Source organism: Caulobacter sp. LjRoot300, assembly GCF_964253875.1.
Classification (GTDB): Bacteria; Pseudomonadota; Alphaproteobacteria; order Caulobacterales; family Caulobacteraceae; genus Caulobacter.
In genome coordinates, this window is sequence record NZ_CAXUSA020000001.1 from 472713 (window position 1) to 493691 (window position 20979).

Genomic DNA, 20979 nt, shown 5'->3' on the forward strand with positions numbered 1-20979 from the left:
GGAAAGAGCAAGTCATGGAAAGTTCGCAAGATCCCGCGACGGCTTCCGCCGCCGCCTCCACGCCCGGCCAGAACGCCCTTGGCCAGAACACCGACCCGGCGCGCGGCGCCCGCATCCTGATCGTCGATGACGACCCTGGCATCCGCGACGTCGTGGCCGACTTCCTCGGCCGCCACGGCTACACCATCGACACCGCCTCCGACTCCCGGACCATGGAGCAGGCCCTGGCCCGCGGCCCGGTCGACCTGGTGGTGCTGGACATCATGCTGCCGGGCGAGGACGGCCTGGCCATCTGCCGCCGCCTGTCGGCCACCGACGGTCCGGCGATCATCATGCTGTCGGCCATGGGTGAGGAAACCGACCGCATCGTCGGCCTGGAGCTCGGCGCCGACGACTACCTGCCCAAGCCGTGCAATCCGCGCGAGCTGCTGGCCCGCATTCGCGCCGTGCTGCGCCGCCGCCAGGAGCCACGCGCGGTCGACGACGGCATGGGCGCGGCCTGCGAGTTCGCCGGCTGGCGCCTGGACCTGGTGCGCCGCGAGCTGCGCTCGCCGCAGTCGGTGGTCGTCAACCTGTCCAGCGGCGAGTTCTCGCTGCTGCGCGCCTTCGTCGAGCGTCCGCAACGGGTGCTGACCCGCGATCAGCTGCTGGACCTGGCCCGGGGCCGCGAAAGCGACGCCTATGATCGCGCCATCGACGTCCAGATCAGCCGCCTGCGCCGCAAGCTCGACGACGGCGGCGGCGGCGAGTTGATCCGCACCATCCGCAGCGAAGGCTACATGTTCACCTCGAAGGTGACCCGCACCCCATGATCGAACGCGTGCCGGTGAAGGGGCCCGGCAGCGCGCCGCTGTTCGTCCAGGCCCTGGGCCTGGTCATCGTGACCCTGGTGGCGGCTCAGTTGATCGCCATCGCCGTGGTCTTCAACCTGCCGCCGCCGCCGCCCGAGATCTATCGACTGAGCGAGATCGCCCGCGCCGTGAAGAGCGGCGCCACGGTCCAGCCCCGCGACGGACGCGCCCTGCTGATCCGGCGCCATGCCGGCGCGATCCGGGGGCTGGTCGACAACCGTCGCCGCGCCGAGTTCAAGACCGCCCTGGCCCGCGACATCGGGGTCGATCCGGCGCGGATCGAGATGGACGTCGACACTGGCCCGCGCTTCTTCGTCCGGGCGCAGAAGCGCACTTTCGTCCAGGATCTGCCGCGCGAGCGCCGACCGCAGGACGGATTTGGCGGCCCCGGCGGGCCGCGCGGCGACCACGACCCTGCACACCCAGGCGGTCCGCCCGAAGGCTTTGGCGGCCCGCCTCGTGGGCCACGCCTCGACGGCCTACGCGACGAGCCGTTCATCGTCGGCGATTTCAAGCTGGCCATTCATCAAGACAATGGCCGCTGGACAATCATCGAGCCGAAGCCGGCCATTCGTTTCGACAGCTGGCAGCAGCGGATCCTGCTGATTCTGGGCCTGTCGGTGCTGTGCGTCTCGCCCCTGGCCTGGCTGTTCGCCCGCCGGCTGTCGGGTCCGATCAGCGCCTTCGCCGGCGCCGCCGAGCGACTGGGCCGCGATCCGCGGGCCGCGCCGCTGGACCTGAAGGGCTCGGCCGAAGTGATCGCCGCCGCCAACGCTTTCAACATGATGCAGGAGCGCCTGCGTCGCTATGTCGAGGACCGCACCGCGATGATCGGCGCGGTGGCCCACGACCTTCGCACCCCCCTGACCCGCCTGCGCTTCCGCATCGAGGCGGTGCCGGACGACGTCCGCGCCAAGCTGGCGTCCGACATCGACCAGATGGAGGCGATGATCGCCGCCACCATGGCCTTCGTGCGCGACACCACGCGCCCGGCCGAACGCACCCGGCTGGAACTGGCCTCGCTGCTGGAGAGCATCATCGACGAGGCGGCCGAGACCGGCGGCCAGGCGTCGGTGGAACTGGGCGAGAAGATCATCATCGACGGCGATCCGGTCGCGCTTCGCCGCCTGCTGACCAACCTGGTCGAGAACGGCCTCAAGTACGGCGGCGCCGTGCAGGGCCGGGTCCGCGCGGAGGGCCGGCTGGCGGTGATCGAGATCGACGACAACGGCCCCGGCATCGTCCCGGCCGAGCTGGACCGGGTGTTCGAGCCGTTCTTCCGCGGCGAGCCGTCGCGCAACCGCGAGACAGGGGGGATCGGGCTGGGCCTGGCCGTCGTCCGTTCGGTGGCCCGCGCCCACGGCGGCGACGCCACCCTGTACAATCGCCCCGAGGGCGGCTTGCGCGCCCGGGTCGAGCTGCCGTTCTAGAGCGAGCCGCGTGAGCGGATACGCCACCGACAAGCAGGCCGCCGGTTTGTTGCGGGCCGGCAAAAGCTGCGCCATACGCGCGACATGTGGGCGGGGTTGATCAGGGGATGCACACGTTCAGCCGCCTCCGCGCCACCTGCATCCTGATGTTCGCCGCCCTGTGCCTGGGCGCCTGCGCCTCCGGTCCGCCGCAGGACGGCCCGCGCGGCGACTGGGGCCGAGCGCCGCGTCTCCGCCCGCCCGGCGAGGGCGAGGCAGGCGGGCCGCCGCGCCAGCCGCGCCGCAGCCTGTTCATCAGTCCGGCGGGCGAGCCGTTCCGCGCCGAGCCCGGCGCGCCCTACCCCGTCGCCGTCTGGTTCGCCGGCGCCGACGCCGACCACGACGGGGTCCTGACGCGCGAGGAGTTCGTCGCAGACTCCTTGCGGTTCTTCGAGAAGATCGACGGCGACCACAACGGCGTCGTCGACGGCTTCGAGGTCTCGGCCTACGAGACCCAGATCGCGCCGGAGATCCTGCAGGGCTTCCAGGGCGGCGGCGACGGGCCAGGCGCTCGCGGCCAAGGCGGCCCGCGCGGCCAGGGCGGCGGCCACCGTGGCGGCGGCCCTCCTCGCGGTGGCGGCGGCCTGATGGGCGGCATGCTGCAAGGCGCCACGCCCTACAGCCTGCTGGCCGAGCCCGAACCGGTCATGGCGTCCGACGGTGACTTCGACCGTCGCATCACCCGGGCCGAGGCGGCCAAGGCGGCCAAGGCCCGCTTCGCCCTGCTCGACAAGGACGGCGACGGCAAGCTGCGCCTGGCCGAGCTGCCCCAGACCCCGCTCCAGGCCCGGCTGGAAGGCCCGCGCGGCGCCGGATCGAGTTAGCCCACCAGGCTGGCGATGATGTTGATACCCAGGGCCAGCACCGCGGTGTTGTAGAAATAGGCGCAGACAGCCTGGGCCGTGACGAGGTTGCGCAGCTTGGCCGTCAGCACGTTGTTGTCCGACACCTGGAACGTCGCCCCGATGCTGAAGGCCAGATAGACGAAGTCGAGATAGGTTCGGGCCGGCTCGCCCGGGAACAGAAAGCCGGGCTTGTCCGTTCCGTCGCCGAAGTGGCGATGGGCGTAGTGCAACGTGAACACTGAATGCAGAACCACCCAGGACAGCACCAGGGTGACTCCCGCGCAGGCGGCCGTGATCGTCTTGATGTCCGGCCCGGCCGACCGCGCGTTCAACATGGCGACGACAACCGCGACCAGGCTGGACAGGATCGCGGCCAGGACCACCAGCAGGATGCCGGACGGCTTTTCGTCCTCGGCGGCGGCCCGGCGGCGCACCTCCGCCTCGTCCGCCGTCAGGAACAGACGCCAGGTGGTGACGACATAGACCAAGGCGCAGGCGTCCCAGCCGATCAGGATATGGCTGCTGACCGGCGCATTTAGATGACGGGCCGCCAGCCATCCCAAAACTCCGCCCCCGCCAGCGGCCATCAGTCGCCAATGGCGTGATATTGCTGAGCTTTCACGTTTTTTCACGCGGGTCTTGGTCATGCCGTCCACCTTGCCCGCAGAGGCTTAGCACCAAACTCTGCAATTTTGTGTCGCCTGTTGGGTGAACCGATCGCGACTTCACCGGTTACTTCACTGGAACACGTGAAAGACGCCATGACCGACCCCGACGCCCCGCCTCCGATCGAGCCGACGCAACCCGACTACGACCCGGGCTCCACGCCCGACGAAGAGCCGATGCGCCAGCCGCCGGTGCAACCGGGCGACGACCGGCCCTATGACCGCTCGGCCACGCCGTTCCCCCCCGTGACCAGTCCCGATTAGGAGCAACCTATGGACCTCGACACCGAACGGCCCCGCGGCCGCCGAGGCTTCGCCGCCATGGACCCCGAACGCCGCCGCGAGATCGCGCGCAAAGGGGGGGCCAGTGTTCCCAGCGAAAAGCGCAGCTTCGCCAAGGACCGCGACCTCGCGGCCAATGCGGGCCGCAAGGGCGGCTCCTCGTCGCGCGGCGGTGGGCGGATGCCCGGCCGCGACGCCTGATACCAAGCGCGCCGCGGCCTACGGGCGGCGGCGCGCTTTCTTCTTCGTAGTGAGAACCGCCCGCCTCAGCCGGCCAGGGCGAAGACGCCGAAGCTCGGGCGGTCGCTGATCCAGCGCGCCGCGACCTTCCAGCCCGCCCGGCGGGCCAGTTCAACGAACATTTCCGGCGCGTACTTGTAAGAATTCTCGGTGTGGATCGTCTCGCCGGCTTTGAAGCGAATTTCCCGGCCCGCCAGATGCGCCGTCTGGTCGATGCGGCTGACCAGGTGCATTTCCATACGGCTTTCCTCGGCGTTCCAGACCGCGCGGTGATCGAAGGCGTCCAGCTCGAAGTCGCCGCCCAGTTCGCCATTGATCCGCGCCAGGACGTTCTTGTTGAACGCCGCCGTCACCCCCTGGGCGTCGTCATAGGCCGGCACCAGCACGTCCGGGCTCTTGGCGATGTCGACCCCGACCACGAACATCGCGCCGTCGCCCAGCAGACCATGGGCGCCGCGCAGGAACGCCTCGGCGTCGGCCGGCGCGAAATTGCCGATCGTCGAGCCCGGGAAGAAGCCGGTCACCGGCCGTCCCCGCGCCGCGGCCGGCAGCCGCACCGCGCGCGTGAAATCATCGACCAGCGGGGCGACGATCAGGCCGGGATAGTCCCGGCGCAGCGCCTGGCTGGCCTCGTCCAGGGCCGACCGGCTGATGTCGATCGGGACATAGACCGCCAGCTGCGGCATGGCGTCGAGCAGGATCCGGGTCTTGGTGCTGGCCCCGCTGCCGAACTCCACAAGAGCAGCGCCCTCCATCACCCGGGCGGCGATCTCCGGCGCGATCCGGCGCAGCAGCGCCGTCTCGGTGCGGGTGGGATAGTATTCCGGCAGCTCGCAGATCGCCTCGAACAGTCGCGAGCCCTCTGCGTCGTAGAAGTACTTGGCGGGCAGCGTCTTGCGCTCGGCCGTCAGGCCGGCGAGGGCGTCGTCCAGGAAGGTCGAGGCCGGCGTCGCCGCCTCGCGATCCAGCGCGCTCATGTCGTCGGCCAAGCGGACCCCCGTGAAAGCCCAGCGCTGGGCCGGGTGGAAGAAGTTGCGATAGGACGGTCGCGTGTGGCCAGGCGGCGTCTCGGCCGCCCCGCCCCGCAGGACCATCTGATTGATCATGAACTTGCCGTTGTACTCGCCCAGGGCGCCGGCCCCCGGCTTGAACCCCGGATAGGCGACATAGGGACTGGCGGTCCATTGCCAGGCCTCGTCGGACGTCTGGCGCAGCCCCTGCCCTTCCGGAGCCCTGGCGGCGGCTTCCCATTCGGCCTCGGTCGGCAGGCGGCGTCCGGACCAGGCGGCGAAGGCGGCGGCCTCGTAATAGCTGACATGACCCACCGGCGCGTGAGGATCGATGGGACGCCGGCCCGACAGGGTCATGATCGTCCAGGCGCCGTTCTCTTCCCGCCGCCAGTAGAGCGGCGCGTCCCAACCGTGCTCGTTAACGGCCGCCCAGCCGTCTGAAAGCCAGAGGTCCGGCCGGCGGTAGCCGCCGTCCTCGATGAAGGCCAGCCACTCGGCGTTGGTGACTAGGCGATCGGCCAGGCGATAGGGCTCGAGATAGACCTTGTGGCGCGGCCGCTCGTTGTCGAAGGCGAATCCCGGGCCGTCGTCTCCGATCTCGACCAGACCGCCCGCGAAGGCGAGGTAGCGGGCGTCGGCGGCGGCCGGGCGCTCCAACGGCGCGGCGGCGCGATAGGCCGGCTGCAGCGGCGATTGGGCGAACAGGTGGAGCAGGTCCATCAGGATCAGTTCCTGGTGCTGCTCCTCGTGGGCCAGGCCGAGGTCCAGGCGCTCGATCACCTCGGCGGTGGGCGAGGTGGTCAGCAGACGGACTAGGGCCGCGTCGATATGGGCCCGATAGGCGCCGACCTCATCGGCCGACGGACGGGTGATCAGCCCGCGCAGGGGGCGCGGCTGGCGAGGCCCGACGGCCTCATAATAGGAATTGAACAGATAGGCGAAGGCCGGGTCGAACACCCGGTAGCCCGGCAGGAACGGCGTCAGCAGGAAGGTTTCGAAGAACCAGGCGGTGTGGGCCCGATGCCACTTGACCGGACTGGCGTCCGGCATCGACTGGGCGCCCTGGTCCTCGGGCGAAAGCGGCTTGGCCAGCGCCTCGGTGCGACGCCGGACCGCCAGATAGCGATCGACGAGGGCGATGGCGCGGGCCTCTGAGGCCTCCCGTGCGGGGGTGTCGTCGGGACTCATGCGCTCTCCTGGCGGCCCTGCGTCGGGGAGCCTGCCGCCCCGATGAGCTCAACGAATAAGCAACTTGAGTGTTCCCCCCGCCGGGTTCAAGCGGCGCCGAGAATAAAAAGTGAACGCCGCACGAACAACCTCGAGGCCCTCTTTCGTTCAGAGCAGGAAGGGCTGAGGGCCGTCGTCGATTGGCGGTCGGACGGCAGGCGGGCTTTCCACCGGAAGCGAGGCCTTGGTCGGTCGGACGGGCGCCCGACGCAGCAGCCTTCCGACCCTCTGCAACAGCTGTTCGTCCTTGAACGGCTTGGCCAGGAAGTCGCGGGCGCCCAGGGTTATGGCCTGCTGGACGTCATCGGGCTGGTTGCGGGCGGTCAGCACCATGGTCGGGACGTTCAGTCCCTCCTGGCGCATCTTGCGCAGCAGGCCGAAGCCGTCGAGGCGTGGCATGTTGAGGTCCAGCACCAGGGCCGACGGTCGCAACTCGTGCAGGCGCTTGAGGCCTTCGAAGCCGTCGCGGGCGAAATAGGTGTCATAGCCCGCGATGTCGAGGCGGGTAGTGATCAGGTCCAGGATGATCTGGTCGTCCTCGACGACCAGGACGCGCGTACGCCCCACCTCAAGCCTCCGCGCGGTCGAGGGGGTCGCCGTCGCCGACTGCGCCGTCCCAGCGCGTGCAGCGGTCCACGGCGTCGATGAGATCCACGGCCATGATCGGTTTGGACACCATTCCATCGAACCGGTGATCGCCGTCCAGAAGCCCGAGGTCCGAATCCGCCGTGAAGGCCAGGATAGGCACATCCTGGTTGGGGCCCGGCGTGTCCCGGATCTCGCCCAGCGCGTCCAGTCCCGAAACCCCAGGCATACGCAGGTCCATCAGGATGCAGTCGAAAGGCTCGACGGCGGCGGCTTCGACCGCCGCCCGACCGCCGCTGGCCTCGGCCACCTCCGCGCCCACGTGCTCCAGCACGGTGCGCGCCAGTTCGCGGTTGACGGCATTATCGTCGACCACCAGCACCCGAAGTCCGTCCAGGCTTCGGCCACGTGGTTCGGGCGCGAGCGGGGACAGTTCGCCCGACGGACCGACGGCGATCGGGGCCGCGATATCGAAACTGAACACCGTCCCCACGCCCGGGAGACTGCTGACCGCGATTCCGCCGCCCATCGCCTCGGTCAGGCCCTTGCTGATCGCCAGGCCCAGGCCCGTGCCGCCGTGCTTGCGCGTCGATGAAGCGTCGACCTGGGAGAAGCGCTGGAAAAGCTTGGCCTGCTGCTCGACGCTGATGCCCGCGCCGGTATCCTCCACCCGCATGCGCAACCTGGCCGCCGCGGGATCGTAGCTGACGAACAACCGCACCGCGCCCTGCTCGGTGAATTTGATGGCGTTGCCCACCAGGTTGAGCAGGATCTGCCGGACGCGGTCCGGATCGATCATGACCCGCTCGGGCAGGTCGCCTTCGGCCTGGCATTCCAGCCACAGCCCCTTGGCGTCGGCCTGAGGAGCGAACAGGGCCAGCGCGTCCTCGGCGACGGCCAGGGGCGAGACGGCGCGCGGCGTGATCTCGACCTGGCCCGCCTCGAGCTTGGAAAAGTCGAGTACGTCATTGACGATCGCCAGCAACGCCTGGCCGGCGCTCGACACCCGCTGGACGTACCGGTGCGAGATCTCGTCGAGTTCCGGGCGCTGGGCCAGCAGCCCGGAGAAGCCGATCACCGCCGTCAGGGGCGTGCGGATCTCGTGGCTCATATTGGCCATGAACTCGCCCTTCACCGCCGCGGCCGCCTCGGCCTCGGCGCGAGCGGCGGCCAGGGCCTCCTCCTGGCCGACCTGGGCGGTCACATCGCGGATCACGTCCAGGAAGCCCGTGGGGGCCTCGGTCGCCGGGTCGCGCAGCAGGGAGGGGTTGGATTCCAGCCAGACATCGCGCTTGCCCGACCTGTGCGGCACCCGCCAGCGCACCCGCTCGGGCCGCTTGCCCTTGGTCAGGTTGCGATAGACCCGCCTGACCCTCAGGCGATCCTCGGGATAGGCCAGCTCCAGCGCGCTGCGGCCCATGATCTCGTCCGGCGTATAGCCCAGCAAGACGCCGGACGACGCGGCGCAGAACGTGACCTTTCCGCTCAGATCGGCGGTCAGGATCATGTCGGTGGTGTTTTCGGCCATCAGCCGATAGCGGGCCTCGCTGTCCTTCAGCGCGGTCTCGGCCGCCCGGCGGGCGGTCAGGTCCTCGATCTGCGAGATGAAATAGCGCGGCGAGCCGTCGGGATTGTCGACCCGCGAGACCGCCAGTTGGCTCCAGACGATCGAGCCGTCCTTGCGGATATATCGCTTGTCCATCCGGTAGGTGGAGATGCGGCCATTGTAGAGATCGGCCAGTAGGCCAAGATCGGCGTCCAGGTCGTCAGGATGGGTGATCGCCTGGAAGTTCAGGGCCAGCAGTTCCTCGTGGCTATAGCCGACCATCCGGCAGAGCGTGGGATTGACCTTCAGGAACGCCCCGTCGAGGCCGACCAGACACTTGCCGATCGGCGCATGCTCGAAGGCGGTTTCGAACAACTCCTGCTGCTCCTTGCGCGCGCTGATGTCCTGCATCAGCGCGGTCAGCTCCCAGCCGGCCGCGTCGCGCACCGCGCTGACCGCCAGTTCGATCGGTATCTCGACGCCATCCTTGCGCCGCGCGGTCGTCTCGATGCCCTGGTCGATGTCGTCGCCAAAGCCGCCGCCCAGGAACGCCGTCATGCCCGCCTGGCCCGCGGGCAGGATCATCGCCAGGTCGGCGCCGATCGCCTCCGCCGTCGTCCAGCCGAAAGTCAGTTCGGCATGGCGGTTCCAGCCGGTGATCCGGCCGGCCTCGTCGGCCGTGACGATGGCCTGGTGGGCGTTGGCGATCATATTGCGCGCCCGGTCCTCGCTGGCGCGCAGGGAGCGTTCGAGATTACGCACGTCGGTGACGTCCCAGTTGACGCCCACCAGCCGCATCGGCGCGCCGTCGGCGTCTCGCACGACCGTGGCCTGGGCGCGAACATGCCGCACCGCCCCATCAGGTCGCACGATCCTGAATTCGGTGTCGTACGGCTTGTCGCCGGACAACGTGGTCCGCGCCTGAGCCTGTTCCTCCGCGCGATCGTCGGGGTGCACGCAGGCATAGAACCGGTCGGCGGTCAGGGGCTCGCCGTGGACCAGGCCATAGAGAGCGTACATCCGGTCGTCCCAGGCCAGCGCGCCGGTCTGGACATTCCATTCCCAGATCCCGATCTGACCAGCTTGGGTGGCCAGCAGCACGCGCTCGGACATCGCCCGATAGCGCGCCGCGTCCTCGGCGCGCGAAGCCTCGGCCGTGACCCGGGCGGTGACGTCCATCACTGTGCCGAAGAGCGCGACCACCTGACCGGCTTCGTCGCGCTCGCAATTGCCGTGGCCTTCCAGATAGCGCAGCCCGCCGTCGGACAAGATGATGCGGGTGATGGCCAGCTTCCAGCCGATCCCGTCCTCGCGAGCCGCCGCGAGCCGCGCCTGCAAGTTTGGTCGGTCGTCGGGGTGAACGGCCTGAACGAACTGCTCCAGCCTCAGGTCGAGACTGGGATTCAGGCCATACAGTCTGGCGACGTGCGGCGACCAGGTCGTCTCGCCGGTCTTCAGGTCGACGCGCCAATAGCCGATGCCGGCGACCTGCTCGGCCAGGGCGGTCATGCGCGCCATGCGCTCGGCGCGTTCCTGCAGCTCCCGCCGTTCGGTGACGTCCCGGAAGACGTTGACGATCTCGGTCGCCTTGCCCTCTGCGTCCCGGACAAGCTGGGGATTGCCCTCGAACCAGACCCAGCGTCCGTCGCCAGTGAGATAGCGGTGCTGTCGATTGGCGGAAAGGTCGGGCGGCTCGCCGGCATAGAGCTTGGCGCAGTTGACCAGGAAACGTTCGCGGTCTTCCGGGTGGACCAGGCGGTCGGCCGGCGTGCCGATCAGGTCCTCGGGCTCATAGCCCATCGCCCGACAGGCGGGCGACACGTAGAGCAGCGTGCCGTCCAGCGAACAGCGGACGATGACGTCGGAGGTGTTCTCGGCCAGCAGCCGGTAGCGGGCCTCGCTGGCGGTCTGGTTCTCGAGATTGCGGACCTGGTCGGTCACGTCCTGAAACAGGCCGATCAGCGCGATGACCTGGCCTTGCTCGTCCACCTCGCAACCCGCCTTGGACTGGACCAGCCGAACCTCGCCGTCAGGGCGGATCATCCGCGCCTGGAAGCTGATCGACGTCTTGGTCGTGATCGCCGTGTTCAGCAGGCCCGAGATCCTGTCGCGATCGTCGGGATGAAAGGACTCCAGGCCGGTTCGATAGCTCGGGACGTGGGTTCCACGATCCGCGCCCCGGATCTCGTACAGCAGGTCCGACCAGTAGACCTCGCCGGTGACGACATCGTAGCGCCAGTGCGCGACCCCCGACATGGCCTCGGCCAATTTCAGCAGGCGGGCCTGTTCCCAGCGCACCCGGTCCAGGCGGGTCCGCTCCAGTTCGTCGCGGACGATGCGCGCCAGGGCGCGCAGACGGTTAAGCTCGCGATCGGTCGGACCTGGACGCGGCTTGGTGTCGATGACGCAGAGCGTGCCCAGGTTGTAGCCGTCCGAGGAGGTCAGCACGGCGCCGGCATAGAAGCGGATCCCCGGCTCGCCGACCACAAGCGGATTGGCGACGAACCGAGGGTCGAGGGTCGCATCCTCGACGACCATCACGGCATCGGACTCCAGCTCGATCGCATGGCTGCAGAACGCGTATTCCCGCGCCGTCGAACAGAGCTCCAGACCCTGCCGAGACTTGAACCACTGCCGCGTCTCGTCGACCAGCGAAACCAGGGCGATCGGCGTATCGAACAGATCACAGGCCAGCTGGGTCACGCGATCGAACGCGGCGTCAGGCGAGGTGTCGAGGACGCCGTAGCCTTGCAGCGCACGGATCCGCCTCGCTTCGTCGTGGTTCATCAGGACCTCCCGTCTGGAGGATGGCCCATAAGGTCCGCAAAACGGGTTAAGGCTGGCTGCGACAAATCGCGCGCGAGAGACGCGCCCCCACCGCCAGGGCCGGGTTCGAGCGAGTCGAAACCCGGCCCTGGCGGTGGGCGGCCCTTAGGGACGCCTGGGAATCTCCAGTCCACGCTGGACGGCCGGACGGGCCAGGCCTCGCTCCAGCCAGGCCGGCACGTGCTTGAGGCTGGCGTAGTCGACCAGATCGCCCGCGTCGTAGAAGCCGACCAGGTTGCGCACCCAGCCCAGGGTGGCGATGTCGGCGATGGTGTAGGCCTCGCCCATGATCCAGTCGCGATCCGCCAGCCGGCTTTCCAGCACGCCCAGCAGGCGCTTGGATTCGGCGACATAGCGATCACGGGGGCGCTTGTCCTCGTACTCCCGGCCCGCGAACTTGTGGAAGAAGCCGACCTGGCCGAACATCGGGCCGATCGCGGCCATCTGGAAGAACACCCAGGCCAGGGTCTCATAGCGTTGGGCCGGATCCTTGGGCAGGAACTTGCCGGTCTTCTCCGCCAGGTAGACCAGGATCGCGCCGGACTCGAACAAGCCGATCGGCTTTCCGTCCGGACCGTTCGGATCGATGATGGCCGGGATCTTGCCGTTGGGATTCAGCGACAGGAACTCGGGCGTCCAGGTCTCGTTCTGGCCGATGTCGATCATATGCGGCTCGTAGGCCAGGCCGATCTCCTCCAGCATGATCGACACCTTCACCCCGTTGGGCGTGGGCAGGCTGTAAAGCTGCAGCCGGTCGGGATGCTGGGCCGGCCAGCGCCGGGTGATCGGGAAGGCTGAAAGATCGGTCATGGTCGGCTCCGAAAGCAAAAGGCCGCTCCTGCCGGCGCGGCCGAGCTTGTCAGATGGTCTTGGCGGGCGCGGCGACAAGACGGGCCGAGGCGGAAACTCGCCCCGCTCTAGCCTTGCCGGGCCCTGGGCTGCTGCGCCGCCGGAGCTTCGGCCTCCAGCACCACGCGGACCTTGGCCGCCAGGGCCGGGCCCAGATAGGGCTTGTCGATCATCGGGAACTCGTTGGCCCAGGACGCCGCCTCGTCGCCCACATAGCCGGAGGTCAGCAACACCTTGAGCCCTGGCCGCTCCTGCAGCGCCAGGTGCGCCAGCTGGACGCCGTTGACGCCGCCCGGCATGACCACGTCGGAGAACAGCAGGTCGAACCCCTTGCGGCCCTTGAGGCGTTTCAGCGCGGCCGCGGCCGAGTCGGCGGTGGTGACTTGGTACCCCAGTCCCTCCAGCGTCTCGACGGCCATGGCCAGCACCGCCGGATCGTCCTCCACCACCAGCACCCGCTCGGAGCCGCGCACGACCTCGCCCGTCCCGCCACCCGCGCCGCGAGCGCTCAGCGCCGCCTGACTCCGGGGCAGATAGATCTCGAAGGCCGCGCCCTGCCCCGGGACGCTGCTCACCGAAATCTCCCCGCCCGACTGCCGCACGAAGCCGTAGACCTGCGACAGGCCCAGGCCCGACCCCTTGCCGATCTCCTTGGTCGTGAAGAACGGTTCGAAGATGCGCGAGGCGACGTCGGTGTCCATGCCCTGGCCGGTGTCGCGCACGGTCACCAGGATCCTGGGATCATCCTCGCCGACCGTCCTGGCGGCGATCGACAGGACGCCGCCGCCCTCCATCGCGTCGCGGGCGTTGACCGCCAGGTTCAGCAGGGCGCTCTCGAACTGAGCCGGGTCGAGGTGGGCCGGCAGCGCCTCGGCCGCCAGCTCCAGCTCGATGCTCACCGCCTCGCCGACGGCCTGGCGCAGCAGCGGCGCGAAGTCGGCGATCAGCCCGGTGAGATCGACGGTCAGTGGGTTCAGGCGCTGGCGACGCGAGAAGGCCAGCAACTGGCGGGTCAGGGCCCCGCCCTTCTCGGCCGCCAAGCGCACCGCCTCGATCTGGCGGGCCAGTTCGTGCTGGTCGCCGGTCCGCCGCTTGATCAGCTCGATATTGCCCAGCACCACGGTCAGCAGGTTGTTGAAGTCGTGGGCGACGCCGCCGGTCAGCTGGCCCACGGCTTCCATCTTGCGAGCGTGGCTAAGCTGCTCTTCCAGGCCCCGGCGCTCGGTGTTGTCCAGCAAGGTGCCGAACACCACCGGGCGACCGCTCTCCTCATCCTGGGCCAGCACGCCCTGGTCGATCAGCGAGCGATAAGAGCCGTCGGCGCGCCGCCATCGGTATTCGCAGGCATAGGCTCCAGACTTGCGGGCCTCGGCCTGGGCGCGCGCGACGATGTCGACGTCGTCGGGATGGACCCGGCTGATGCCAAAGTCGGCCGTGGCCAGGAAGTCGTCGGCGGAGAACCCGGTCAGCTCCATGACGTTGCCGCCCACGAACAGCGGCTCGTAGGGCGGGTCGGCTGTGCGCGAGTGGAACACCACCGGCAGGGCCCGCAGGATCGCCTCCTGGCGCTCCTGGGTTCGGCGAAGCGCCCGTTCGGCGGCCAGCTTCTCGGCGTGGATCCGGGCGTTCTCCTCGATCAGCAGGCGCCGGCTCTCCGACTGTTGCTCGAATTCAAGCGTCTTGATGTGCAGGTCGACCAGCACCTGCACCTTGGAGCGCAGGATGAACGGGTCCACGGGCTTGAACACCACATCGACCGCTCCGGCGGAATAGGCCTTGAAGATATGGGCCTCGTCCCGGAACACGGCCGTCAGGAAGACGATGGGCACGTCGCGGTTGCGGCGGCGCTGACGGATCAGCTCGGCGGTCTCGTAGCCGTCCATGCCCGGCATGTGCAGATCCAGCAGGATCACCGCGAAGTCGTCGGTGAGCAGATGGCGCAAGGCCTCCTCACCCGAACGGGCCACCACCAGTTCCTGGCCCAGGGTTTCCAGGGCCTGGATCGCGGCGAAGGCGTTGCGCTCGTCGTCGTCGACGATGAGGATCCTCGTCCTGGGCCGGTCCTCGGGCGGCGGGACCGCCTGATGCTTGACGGCGGGTACGCTCATTGGGCTGCGGCGCTATGGATGGTGACGACGTTGTCGCCGGCCAGGCGCTGGGCGTCTGTACGCTGGACCGAAACCCGCAGAACCGAGATCAACTGATCGATATCCACCGGCTTGGACACATAGTCCGAAGCGCCGGCCTGGATGCACTTCTGCCGGTCGCCCTTCATCGCCTTGGCGGTGACGGCGATCACCGGCAGGTCGGAAAACTGCGGTCTGGCCCGGATCTCGCGCATGGTTTCATAGCCGTCCATGTCGGGCATCATGATGTCGACCAGCACCATATCCACCGAGGGCAGGCTGTCGAGCAGCTCCAGGCCCGCCCGGCCGCTTTCTGCATAGCGCAGCTCTATTCCGTACTCCTCAAGAGCACTGGCCAGCGAGAAGATGTTGCGGATGTCGTCGTCAATCACCACCGCGGTCAGGCCGGTCAGCACGGCGTCGGCGTGGCGGCTGTGGGCGATCATCGCCTTGGCCGGCGTGGACAGGCGGTCCAGCGGCGCGTGCAGCGACATAGTGACGTGGTCGATCAACTGCTCGGGCGTACGGGCCAGGCGGGCCAGGCCGGAGAACACCGCCAAACGCAGCCGCCGGTCCTCTTCGGCGTCCAGGTCGTCGGGCGCATAGAGCACCGCCACGCCCGACGCTGTGCCGCGTTGCTTGAGCGTGTCGATGATCGATCCGACCGGTTCCCCCCCGACGTCGATCACCAAGCAGCCGCCCTCGCCGGTGAAGGCATCGTCCGGCAGGTCGGCCAATGCGGCCACCACCTTCACCGCGCCGATCGTGTCGCGCAGCGTGTCGGCGGCGGAGCCCTCGCCGCCGACGAGGATCGGCGCGCGGCCGGTCTCGGCCACCAGCTTCTTGACCTTTTCCAGGGTGGAGGCGACCGCCTCGCGTTCCACTGGCTTGCTGGTGAAGCCGAAGGCGCCCATCGACAGGCCCAGCCCGCCATGGTCGTCGGCCGAGATCACCTGGACCGGGATATGGCGGGTGTCCGGCGTGCGCTTGAGCAGGTCCAGCAGGGCCAGGCCGTCCATGTCGGGCAGGCCGATGTCGAGCATGATGGCGTCGGGCGTGAAGCGCCGGGCCAGGGACGGCACGGCCGAGCCCTCGCCGGTGACCACGCCCTTGAAGCCGCTGTCGCGCACCAGCGACAACAGGATCGAGGCGAAACGGGTGTCGTCCTCGACGATCAGCACCACCGCGTCGCCGGGCTCGATCTGCTCGCGGTCGTCGACCACGGTCTCGGCCGGCTCGACCGTTCCGGCTTCCGTTGTCGACAGGCGGAAGGTCTGGACCGGTGAGGTGGCCGGGCGAAACGGCTGGGCCGGCTGAGGCTGGGCCGCCGGGCTGAAGTTCAGCGGCAGATAGAGGGTGAAGGTGCTGCCCTGCCCCGGCGTCGAGACGACCCGCAGTTCGCCGCCCAGCAGGCGGGTGATCTCGCGGCTGATCGACAGGCCCAGGCCCGTGCCGCCGTACTTGCGGCTGGTGGTGCCGTCGGCCTGCTGGAAGGCCTCGAAGATGATCCGCTGCTTGTCCTCGGGAATGCCGATGCCGGTGTCCTCGACCGAGAAGGCCAACACCTGGCCGGCCTTGTTCAGGTGATCGTTGCCCAGCGCCCAGCCGTCCTCGGCCCGGGCGATCGACAGGCGCACCGAACCGGTCTGGGTGAACTTGAAGGCGTTGGACAGCAAGTTCTTGATCACCTGCTGCAGGCGCTTGTCGTCGGTGTACATCGAGCGCGGCAGGGCCGGGTCGATGTTGACGAAGAAGTCCAGCTTCTTGTCCTGGGCTAGCTGCGAGAAGGTGCGGTCGGTCTGGTCGCGCAGGGACGCGAACGACATCTCGCCGATGTCGAGGGTGACCGTGCCGCTCTCGATCTTCGACAGGTCCAGGATGTCGTTGATCAGGCCCAGCAGGTCGGCGCCGGCGCTGTGGATGTTGCGGGCGAACTCCACCTGCTTGGCGCTCAGATTGCCCTGCGCGTTCTCGCTGAGCATCTTGGACAGGATCAGCAGGCTGTTGAGCGGCGTGCGTAGCTCGTGGCTCATATTGGCCAGGAACTCGGACTTGTACTTCGAGGTCAGGGCCAGCTGCTCGGCCTTTTCCTCCAGCGCCGCCTTGGCCTGCTCGACCTCGGTGTTCTTGGCTTCCACCTGCTTGTTCTGGGCCGACAGCAGGACCGCCTTGTCCTCCAGTTCGGCGTTGGTCTGCTGCAGCTCGTCCTGCTTGGAGCGCAGCAGTTCCTCCGACTGCCGCAGGGACGCGGCCTGCTGCTCCAGGCGGTCGTTGGTCTTCTTCAGCTCTTCCTGCTGGGCCTGGAGTTCGGCGGTCAGCAGTTGGGACTGTTCGAGCAGACCTTCGGTGCGCATGTTGGCGGCGATGGTCGACAGCACGATGCCGATGGATTCCATCAGCTGGTCGAGGAAGGCCTGCTGGGTCTCGTTGAACGTCCCGAAGGTGGCCAGCTCGATCACCGCCTTCAGCTCGCCCTCGAACAGGGCGGGCAGGACGATGATGTTCTGCGGCGCGGCCTCGCCCAGGCCCGAGCTGATCTTGATATATTCCGACGGGACATTGGTCAGCAGGATGCGCTGGCGCTCGGCCGCGCACTGGCCGATCAGGCCTTCGCGCTGGCGCAGGCGGGCCGGCGGCCGGTCGCCGGGATTGGCGGCGTAGCTGGCGGCCAGGTTCAGCACCGGCTCGCCGTTCACGTCGTGGTCGGAGACGTAGAACACCCCGTGCTGGGCGTTGATCAGCGGGGCCAGTTCCGACAGCACCAGGTTCGACACGGTCGACAGGTCGCGCTCGCCCTGCAGCATACGGCTGAACCGGGCCAGGTTGGTCTTCAGCCAGTCCTGCTCGGTGTTCTTCAACGTCTGATCCTTCAGGTTGCGGATCATCTCGTTGATGTTGTCCTTCAGGGCCGCGACCTCCCCCGACGCCTCGACGGTGATCGAGCGGGTGAGGTCGCCCTTGGTCACGGCGGTGGACACCTCGGCGATGGCGCGGACCTGGGTGGTCAGGTTGGCGGCCAGTTCGTTGACGTTGTCGGTCAGGTCGCGCCATAGGCCGGCGGCCCCGGGCACCCGGGCCTGGCCGCCCAGCTTGCCTTCCGAACCCACCTCGCGCGCCACGTTGGTCACCTGGTCGGCGAAGGTGGCAAGGGTCTCGATCATGCCGTTGATTGTGTCGGCCAGCGAGGCGATCTCGCCCTTGGCGTCCAGGGTCAGCTTGCGCTTCAGGTTGCCCTGGGCCACCGCGGTCACGACGTCGGCGATGTTCCGCACCTGGCCGGTCAGGTTGGCGGCCATCATGTTGACGTTGTCGGTCAGGTCCTTCCAGGTCCCGGCCACGCCGGGCACCTGGGCCTGGCCGCCCAGCTTGCCCTCGGTGCCGACTTCCCGCGCCACCCGGGTTACTTCCGAGGCGAAGCCGTTCAACTGGTCGACCATGACGTTGATGGTCGACTTCAGCTCCAGGATCTCGCCCTTCACGTCGACGGTGATCTTCTTGCTGAGGTCGCCCTTGGCGACGGCGGTCGTCACGTCGGCGATGTTGCGGACCTGGCCCGTCAGGTTGGCGGCCATGAAGTTGACGTTGTCGGTCAGGTCCTTCCAGGTCCCGGCCACGCCCTTCACCTGGGCCTGACCACCCAGCTTGCCCTCGGTGCCCACTTCGCGCGCCACGCGGGTGACTTCCGAGCTGAACGAGTTCAGCTGGTCGACCATGACGTTGATGGTGTTCTTCAGCTCCAGGATCTCGCCGCGCACGTCGACGGTGATCTTCTTGGACAAATCGCCCATGGCGACGGCGGTCGTCACCTCGGCGATGTTCCGCACCTGGCCGGTCAGGTTGGCGGCCATCAGATTGACGTTGTCGGTCAGGTCCTTCCAGGTGCCGGCCACGCCCTTCACCTGGGCCTGACCGCCCAGCTTGCCTTCGGTGCCCACTTCCCGCGCCACCCGGGTCACTTCCGAGGCGAAGCCGTTCAACTGGTCCACCATGACGTTGATGGTGTTCTTCAGCTCCAGGATCTCGCCGCGCACGTCGACTGTGATCTTCTTGCTGAGGTCGCCGTTGGCGACGGCGGTGGTCACCTCGGCGATGTTGCGGACCTGGCCGGTCAGGTTACCAGCCATGAAGTTGACGTTGTCGGTCAGGTCCTTCCAGGTGCCGGCCACGCCCTTGACCTGGGCCTGACCGCCCAGCTTGCCTTCGGTGCCCACTTCGCGGGCCACCCGGGTGACTTCGGACGAGAACGAGTTCAGCTGGTCCACCATGGTGTTGATGGTGTTCTTCAGCTCCAGGATCTCGCCGCGCACGTCGACGGTGATCTTCTTGGAAAGGTCGCCCATGGCGACGGCGGTGGTCACCTCGGCGATGTTGCGGACCTGGCCGGTCAGGTTGCCCGCCATCAGGTTGACGTTGTCGGTCAGCTCCTTCCAGGTGCCGCCGACCCCGGTGACGTTGGCCTGGCCGCCCAACTTGCCCTCGGTGCCCACTTCCCGCGCCACCCGGGTGACTTCCGAGGCGAAGGCGTTCAACTGGTCCACCATGACGTTGATGGTGTTCTTCAGCTCCAGCACCTCGCCCTTCACGTCGACGGTGATCTTCTTGGAAAGGTCGCCCATGGCGACGGCGGTGGTCACCTCGGCGATGTTGCGGACCTGGCCGGTCAGGTTGCCCGCCATCAGGTTGACGTTGTCGGTCAGCTCCTTCCAGGTGCCGGCCACGCCTTCCACCCGGGCCTGGCCGCCCAGCTTGCCTTCCGTACCCACTTCCCGCGCCACCCGGGTCACTTCCGAGGCGAAGCTGTTGAGCTGGTCCACCATGGTGTTGATGGTGTTCTTCAGCTCCAGCACCTCGCCCTTCACGTCGACGGTGATCTTGCGCGAGAGGTCGCCGCGGGCCACGGCGGTGGTCACCTCGGCGATGTTCCGCACCTGGCCGGTCAGGTTGCCGGCCATCAGGTTGACGTTGTCGGTCAGGTCCTTCCAGGTCCCCGCCACGCCGCGGACATTGGCCTGGCCGCCGAGCTTGCCTTCCGTACCCACTTCCCGCGCCACCCGGGTCACTTCGGAGGCGAAGCTGTTGAGCTGGTCGACCATGGTGTTGATGGTGTTCTTCAGCTCCAGAACCTCGCCCTTCACGTCGACGGTGATCTTGCGCGAGAGGTCGCCGTTGGCGACGGCCGTGGTCACCTCGGCGATGTTACGGACCTGGCCGGTCAGGTTGGCCGCCATCAGGTTGACGTTGTCGGTCAGGTCCTTCCAGGTGCCGGCCACGCCCTTGACCTGGGCCTGACCGCCCAGCTTGCCCTCGGTGCCCACTTCCCGCGCCACGCGGGTCACTTCCGAGGCGAACGAGCCCAACTGGCCCACCATGGTGTTGACCACCTTGCCGATGCGCAGGAACTCGCCGCGCAGCGGGCGCTCCTCGTTCTCCAGGTCCATGGTCTGGCTAAGGTCGCCCTTGGCGGTGGCGCCGATCACCCGGGCCATTTCGGCGGTCGGGTGGACCATGTCGGTGATCAGGTTGTTGACCGCGTCGACGCTGGCGGCCCACGAGCCGGTGGCGCCCGGCAGGCGGGCGCGATGGTTGATCTTGCCCTGCTTGCCGACGACATCGCCGAGGCGCTCGAACTCTTTCGACATTTGATCGTTCAGATTGACGGCGTCGTTGAACGCCTCGGCCAATTCACCGTCCAGGCCGGACAGGTCGGTCGGCAACCGCACCGAGAAGTCGCCGCGTCGAAAGGCGCGCAAGGCGGCCAAAAGCTGGTGGTTGTCGAGCCCGCGCTGCTGCGCCTTGGACTGTGCCGCCGGCATAGGAATACTCCACGTCGAAACCGTTCGATCTACGTGGGCGGCGCTTGTGGGAAAGCCGATACCGGCGTTCAAAGCGCTCTATCGCGCTCGACGTCCTGACCCGAATTCCCTTGCCCCTCCCCGAATGGGTCCAACGCAGTTCAAATTCTTTGGTTCCGCTTTTACGGTGAAGCTCATTCACCGGCGGCGGCTGTGGTCGTTATCGCGCCATTTTCGCGCGGGCCGAGGCCTCGACGCGTTCGACTCCGCGCAGGGCGTCGCCGGACGCCTCCAGCTGGCCCTTGAAGGCGCGCAGGTCGCCCGTGTCGATCCGGCGGATCTTCTTGTCGCGCGCCCATTCCAGCCCGATCATCTGGCCCAGCCGGCAGGCCTTGGGCAGCAGGGCCGTCCGCTCGGCCGCGCCGCCGCGGACCAGAAGCTTGCCGACGATGTCGTTCCAGTTGGGCGAGCCGGCGAAACAGAGCGGCAGGTGATCGCAATCACCGGTCCAGAACCGCCTGTACCAGCGCTGGTGCAGCGCCGTGTCGAACCGCAGCGCGGCGGGATCGAACTGGGTCCGGCAGTCGGCGCGGACATAGTCCTGCGCCTGAGCCGCGCTCGCCAGACCACAGGCCAAAACGAGCGCCATCAGCGCCGTTCTCGTTC

13 protein-coding genes are annotated in these 20979 nt (G+C 68.2%); 5 read left to right on the forward strand and 8 right to left on the reverse strand.

The features are described from left to right. Positions 1–14 precede the first annotated feature (14 nt). From ACSQ2G_RS02295 to ACSQ2G_RS02305, 3 genes are all read left to right on the forward strand, one after another. Positions 15–812 (forward strand): response regulator, encoded by a 798-nt coding sequence (locus ACSQ2G_RS02295; RefSeq protein ID WP_436027924.1) that lies wholly within the window; start codon positions 15–17, stop codon positions 810–812. Continuing rightward, on the forward strand, positions 809–2281 hold the full coding sequence (locus ACSQ2G_RS02300; protein WP_436027926.1) for an ATP-binding protein: 1473 nt from the start codon (positions 809–811) through the stop codon (positions 2279–2281). Before ACSQ2G_RS02295 ends, ACSQ2G_RS02300 begins: the two co-directional genes overlap by 4 nt. 107 nt (positions 2282–2388) lie before the next feature. Further along, complete coding sequence (locus ACSQ2G_RS02305) at positions 2389–3144, forward strand: hypothetical protein (RefSeq protein WP_436027927.1); 756 nt, start codon at positions 2389–2391, stop codon at positions 3142–3144. Here the strand turns inward: ACSQ2G_RS02305 and ACSQ2G_RS02310 are convergent. Further along, the gene (locus tag ACSQ2G_RS02310) at positions 3141–3812 is read right to left on the reverse strand and encodes a DUF1345 domain-containing protein (RefSeq protein WP_436027929.1); all 672 of its coding nucleotides are present in this window, start codon (positions 3810–3812) and stop codon (positions 3141–3143) included. The two genes, ACSQ2G_RS02305 and ACSQ2G_RS02310, sit on opposite strands and share 4 nt — an antisense overlap. Positions 3813–3926: 114 nt before the next feature. Between ACSQ2G_RS02310 and ACSQ2G_RS02315 the strand changes: the two genes are divergently transcribed. Together ACSQ2G_RS02315 and ACSQ2G_RS02320 are read left to right on the forward strand one after the other, a co-directional pair. Continuing rightward, on the forward strand, positions 3927–4094 hold the full coding sequence (locus tag ACSQ2G_RS02315; RefSeq protein ID WP_018062558.1) for a hypothetical protein: 168 nt from the start codon (positions 3927–3929) through the stop codon (positions 4092–4094). Positions 4095–4103: 9 nt separating this feature from the next. Continuing rightward, positions 4104–4313, forward strand: a complete 210-nt coding sequence (locus ACSQ2G_RS02320) for a KGG domain-containing protein (RefSeq protein WP_018062559.1) — start codon at positions 4104–4106, stop codon at positions 4311–4313. Positions 4314–4378: 65 nt separating this feature from the next. Here ACSQ2G_RS02320 and egtB read toward each other — a convergent pair whose 3' ends face one another. The 7 genes from egtB to ACSQ2G_RS02355 form a co-directional block, all read right to left on the reverse strand. After that, complete coding sequence (egtB, locus tag ACSQ2G_RS02325) at positions 4379–6550, reverse strand: ergothioneine biosynthesis protein EgtB (RefSeq protein ID WP_436027932.1); 2172 nt, start codon at positions 6548–6550, stop codon at positions 4379–4381. Positions 6551–6697: 147 nt separating this feature from the next. After that, positions 6698–7156 carry a response regulator transcription factor gene (locus ACSQ2G_RS02330; RefSeq protein ID WP_436027934.1) on the reverse strand — a complete coding sequence of 153 codons (459 nt, stop codon included), beginning with the start codon at positions 7154–7156 and terminating at the stop codon, positions 6698–6700. Position 7157: 1 nt separating this feature from the next. Then, complete coding sequence (locus ACSQ2G_RS02335) at positions 7158–11507, reverse strand: PAS domain S-box protein (protein WP_436027936.1); 4350 nt, start codon at positions 11505–11507, stop codon at positions 7158–7160. Between the two features lie 144 nt (positions 11508–11651). Then, entirely contained in the window at positions 11652–12356 is a 705-nt protein-coding gene (locus ACSQ2G_RS02340) for a glutathione S-transferase N-terminal domain-containing protein (protein ID WP_436027938.1), read from the reverse strand. Between the two features lie 107 nt (positions 12357–12463). Beyond that, entirely contained in the window at positions 12464–14503 is a 2040-nt protein-coding gene (locus ACSQ2G_RS02345; RefSeq protein WP_436027940.1) for a response regulator, read from the reverse strand. Beyond that, positions 14500–20334 carry a HAMP domain-containing protein gene (locus tag ACSQ2G_RS02350; protein ID WP_436027942.1) on the reverse strand — a complete coding sequence of 1945 codons (5835 nt, stop codon included), beginning with the start codon at positions 20332–20334 and terminating at the stop codon, positions 14500–14502. Before ACSQ2G_RS02350 ends, ACSQ2G_RS02345 begins: the two co-directional genes overlap by 4 nt. A gap of 199 nt (positions 20335–20533) precedes the next feature. After that, complete coding sequence (locus tag ACSQ2G_RS02355; protein WP_436027944.1) at positions 20534–20962, reverse strand: hypothetical protein; 429 nt, start codon at positions 20960–20962, stop codon at positions 20534–20536. Between the last annotated feature and the right edge of the window lie 17 nt (positions 20963–20979).

Coding starts and splice junctions, on each gene's coding strand:
- ACSQ2G_RS02295 (WP_436027924.1), top strand. CDS start 15: ATGGAAAGTTCGCAAGATCCCGCGACGGCTTCCGCCGCCGCCTCCACG.
- ACSQ2G_RS02300 (WP_436027926.1), top strand. CDS start 809: ATGATCGAACGCGTGCCGGTGAAGGGGCCCGGCAGCGCGCCGCTGTTC.
- ACSQ2G_RS02305 (WP_436027927.1), top strand. CDS start 2,389: ATGCACACGTTCAGCCGCCTCCGCGCCACCTGCATCCTGATGTTCGCC.
- ACSQ2G_RS02310 (WP_436027929.1), bottom strand. CDS start 3,812: ATGACCAAGACCCGCGTGAAAAAACGTGAAAGCTCAGCAATATCACGC.
- ACSQ2G_RS02315 (WP_018062558.1), top strand. CDS start 3,927: ATGACCGACCCCGACGCCCCGCCTCCGATCGAGCCGACGCAACCCGAC.
- ACSQ2G_RS02320 (WP_018062559.1), top strand. CDS start 4,104: ATGGACCTCGACACCGAACGGCCCCGCGGCCGCCGAGGCTTCGCCGCC.
- egtB (WP_436027932.1), bottom strand. CDS start 6,550: ATGAGTCCCGACGACACCCCCGCACGGGAGGCCTCAGAGGCCCGCGCC.
- ACSQ2G_RS02335 (WP_436027936.1), bottom strand. CDS start 11,507: ATGAACCACGACGAAGCGAGGCGGATCCGTGCGCTGCAAGGCTACGGC.
- ACSQ2G_RS02340 (WP_436027938.1), bottom strand. CDS start 12,356: ATGACCGATCTTTCAGCCTTCCCGATCACCCGGCGCTGGCCGGCCCAG.
- ACSQ2G_RS02345 (WP_436027940.1), bottom strand. CDS start 14,503: ATGAGCGTACCCGCCGTCAAGCATCAGGCGGTCCCGCCGCCCGAGGAC.
- ACSQ2G_RS02350 (WP_436027942.1), bottom strand. CDS start 20,334: ATGCCGGCGGCACAGTCCAAGGCGCAGCAGCGCGGGCTCGACAACCAC.
- ACSQ2G_RS02355 (WP_436027944.1), bottom strand. CDS start 20,962: ATGGCGCTCGTTTTGGCCTGTGGTCTGGCGAGCGCGGCTCAGGCGCAG.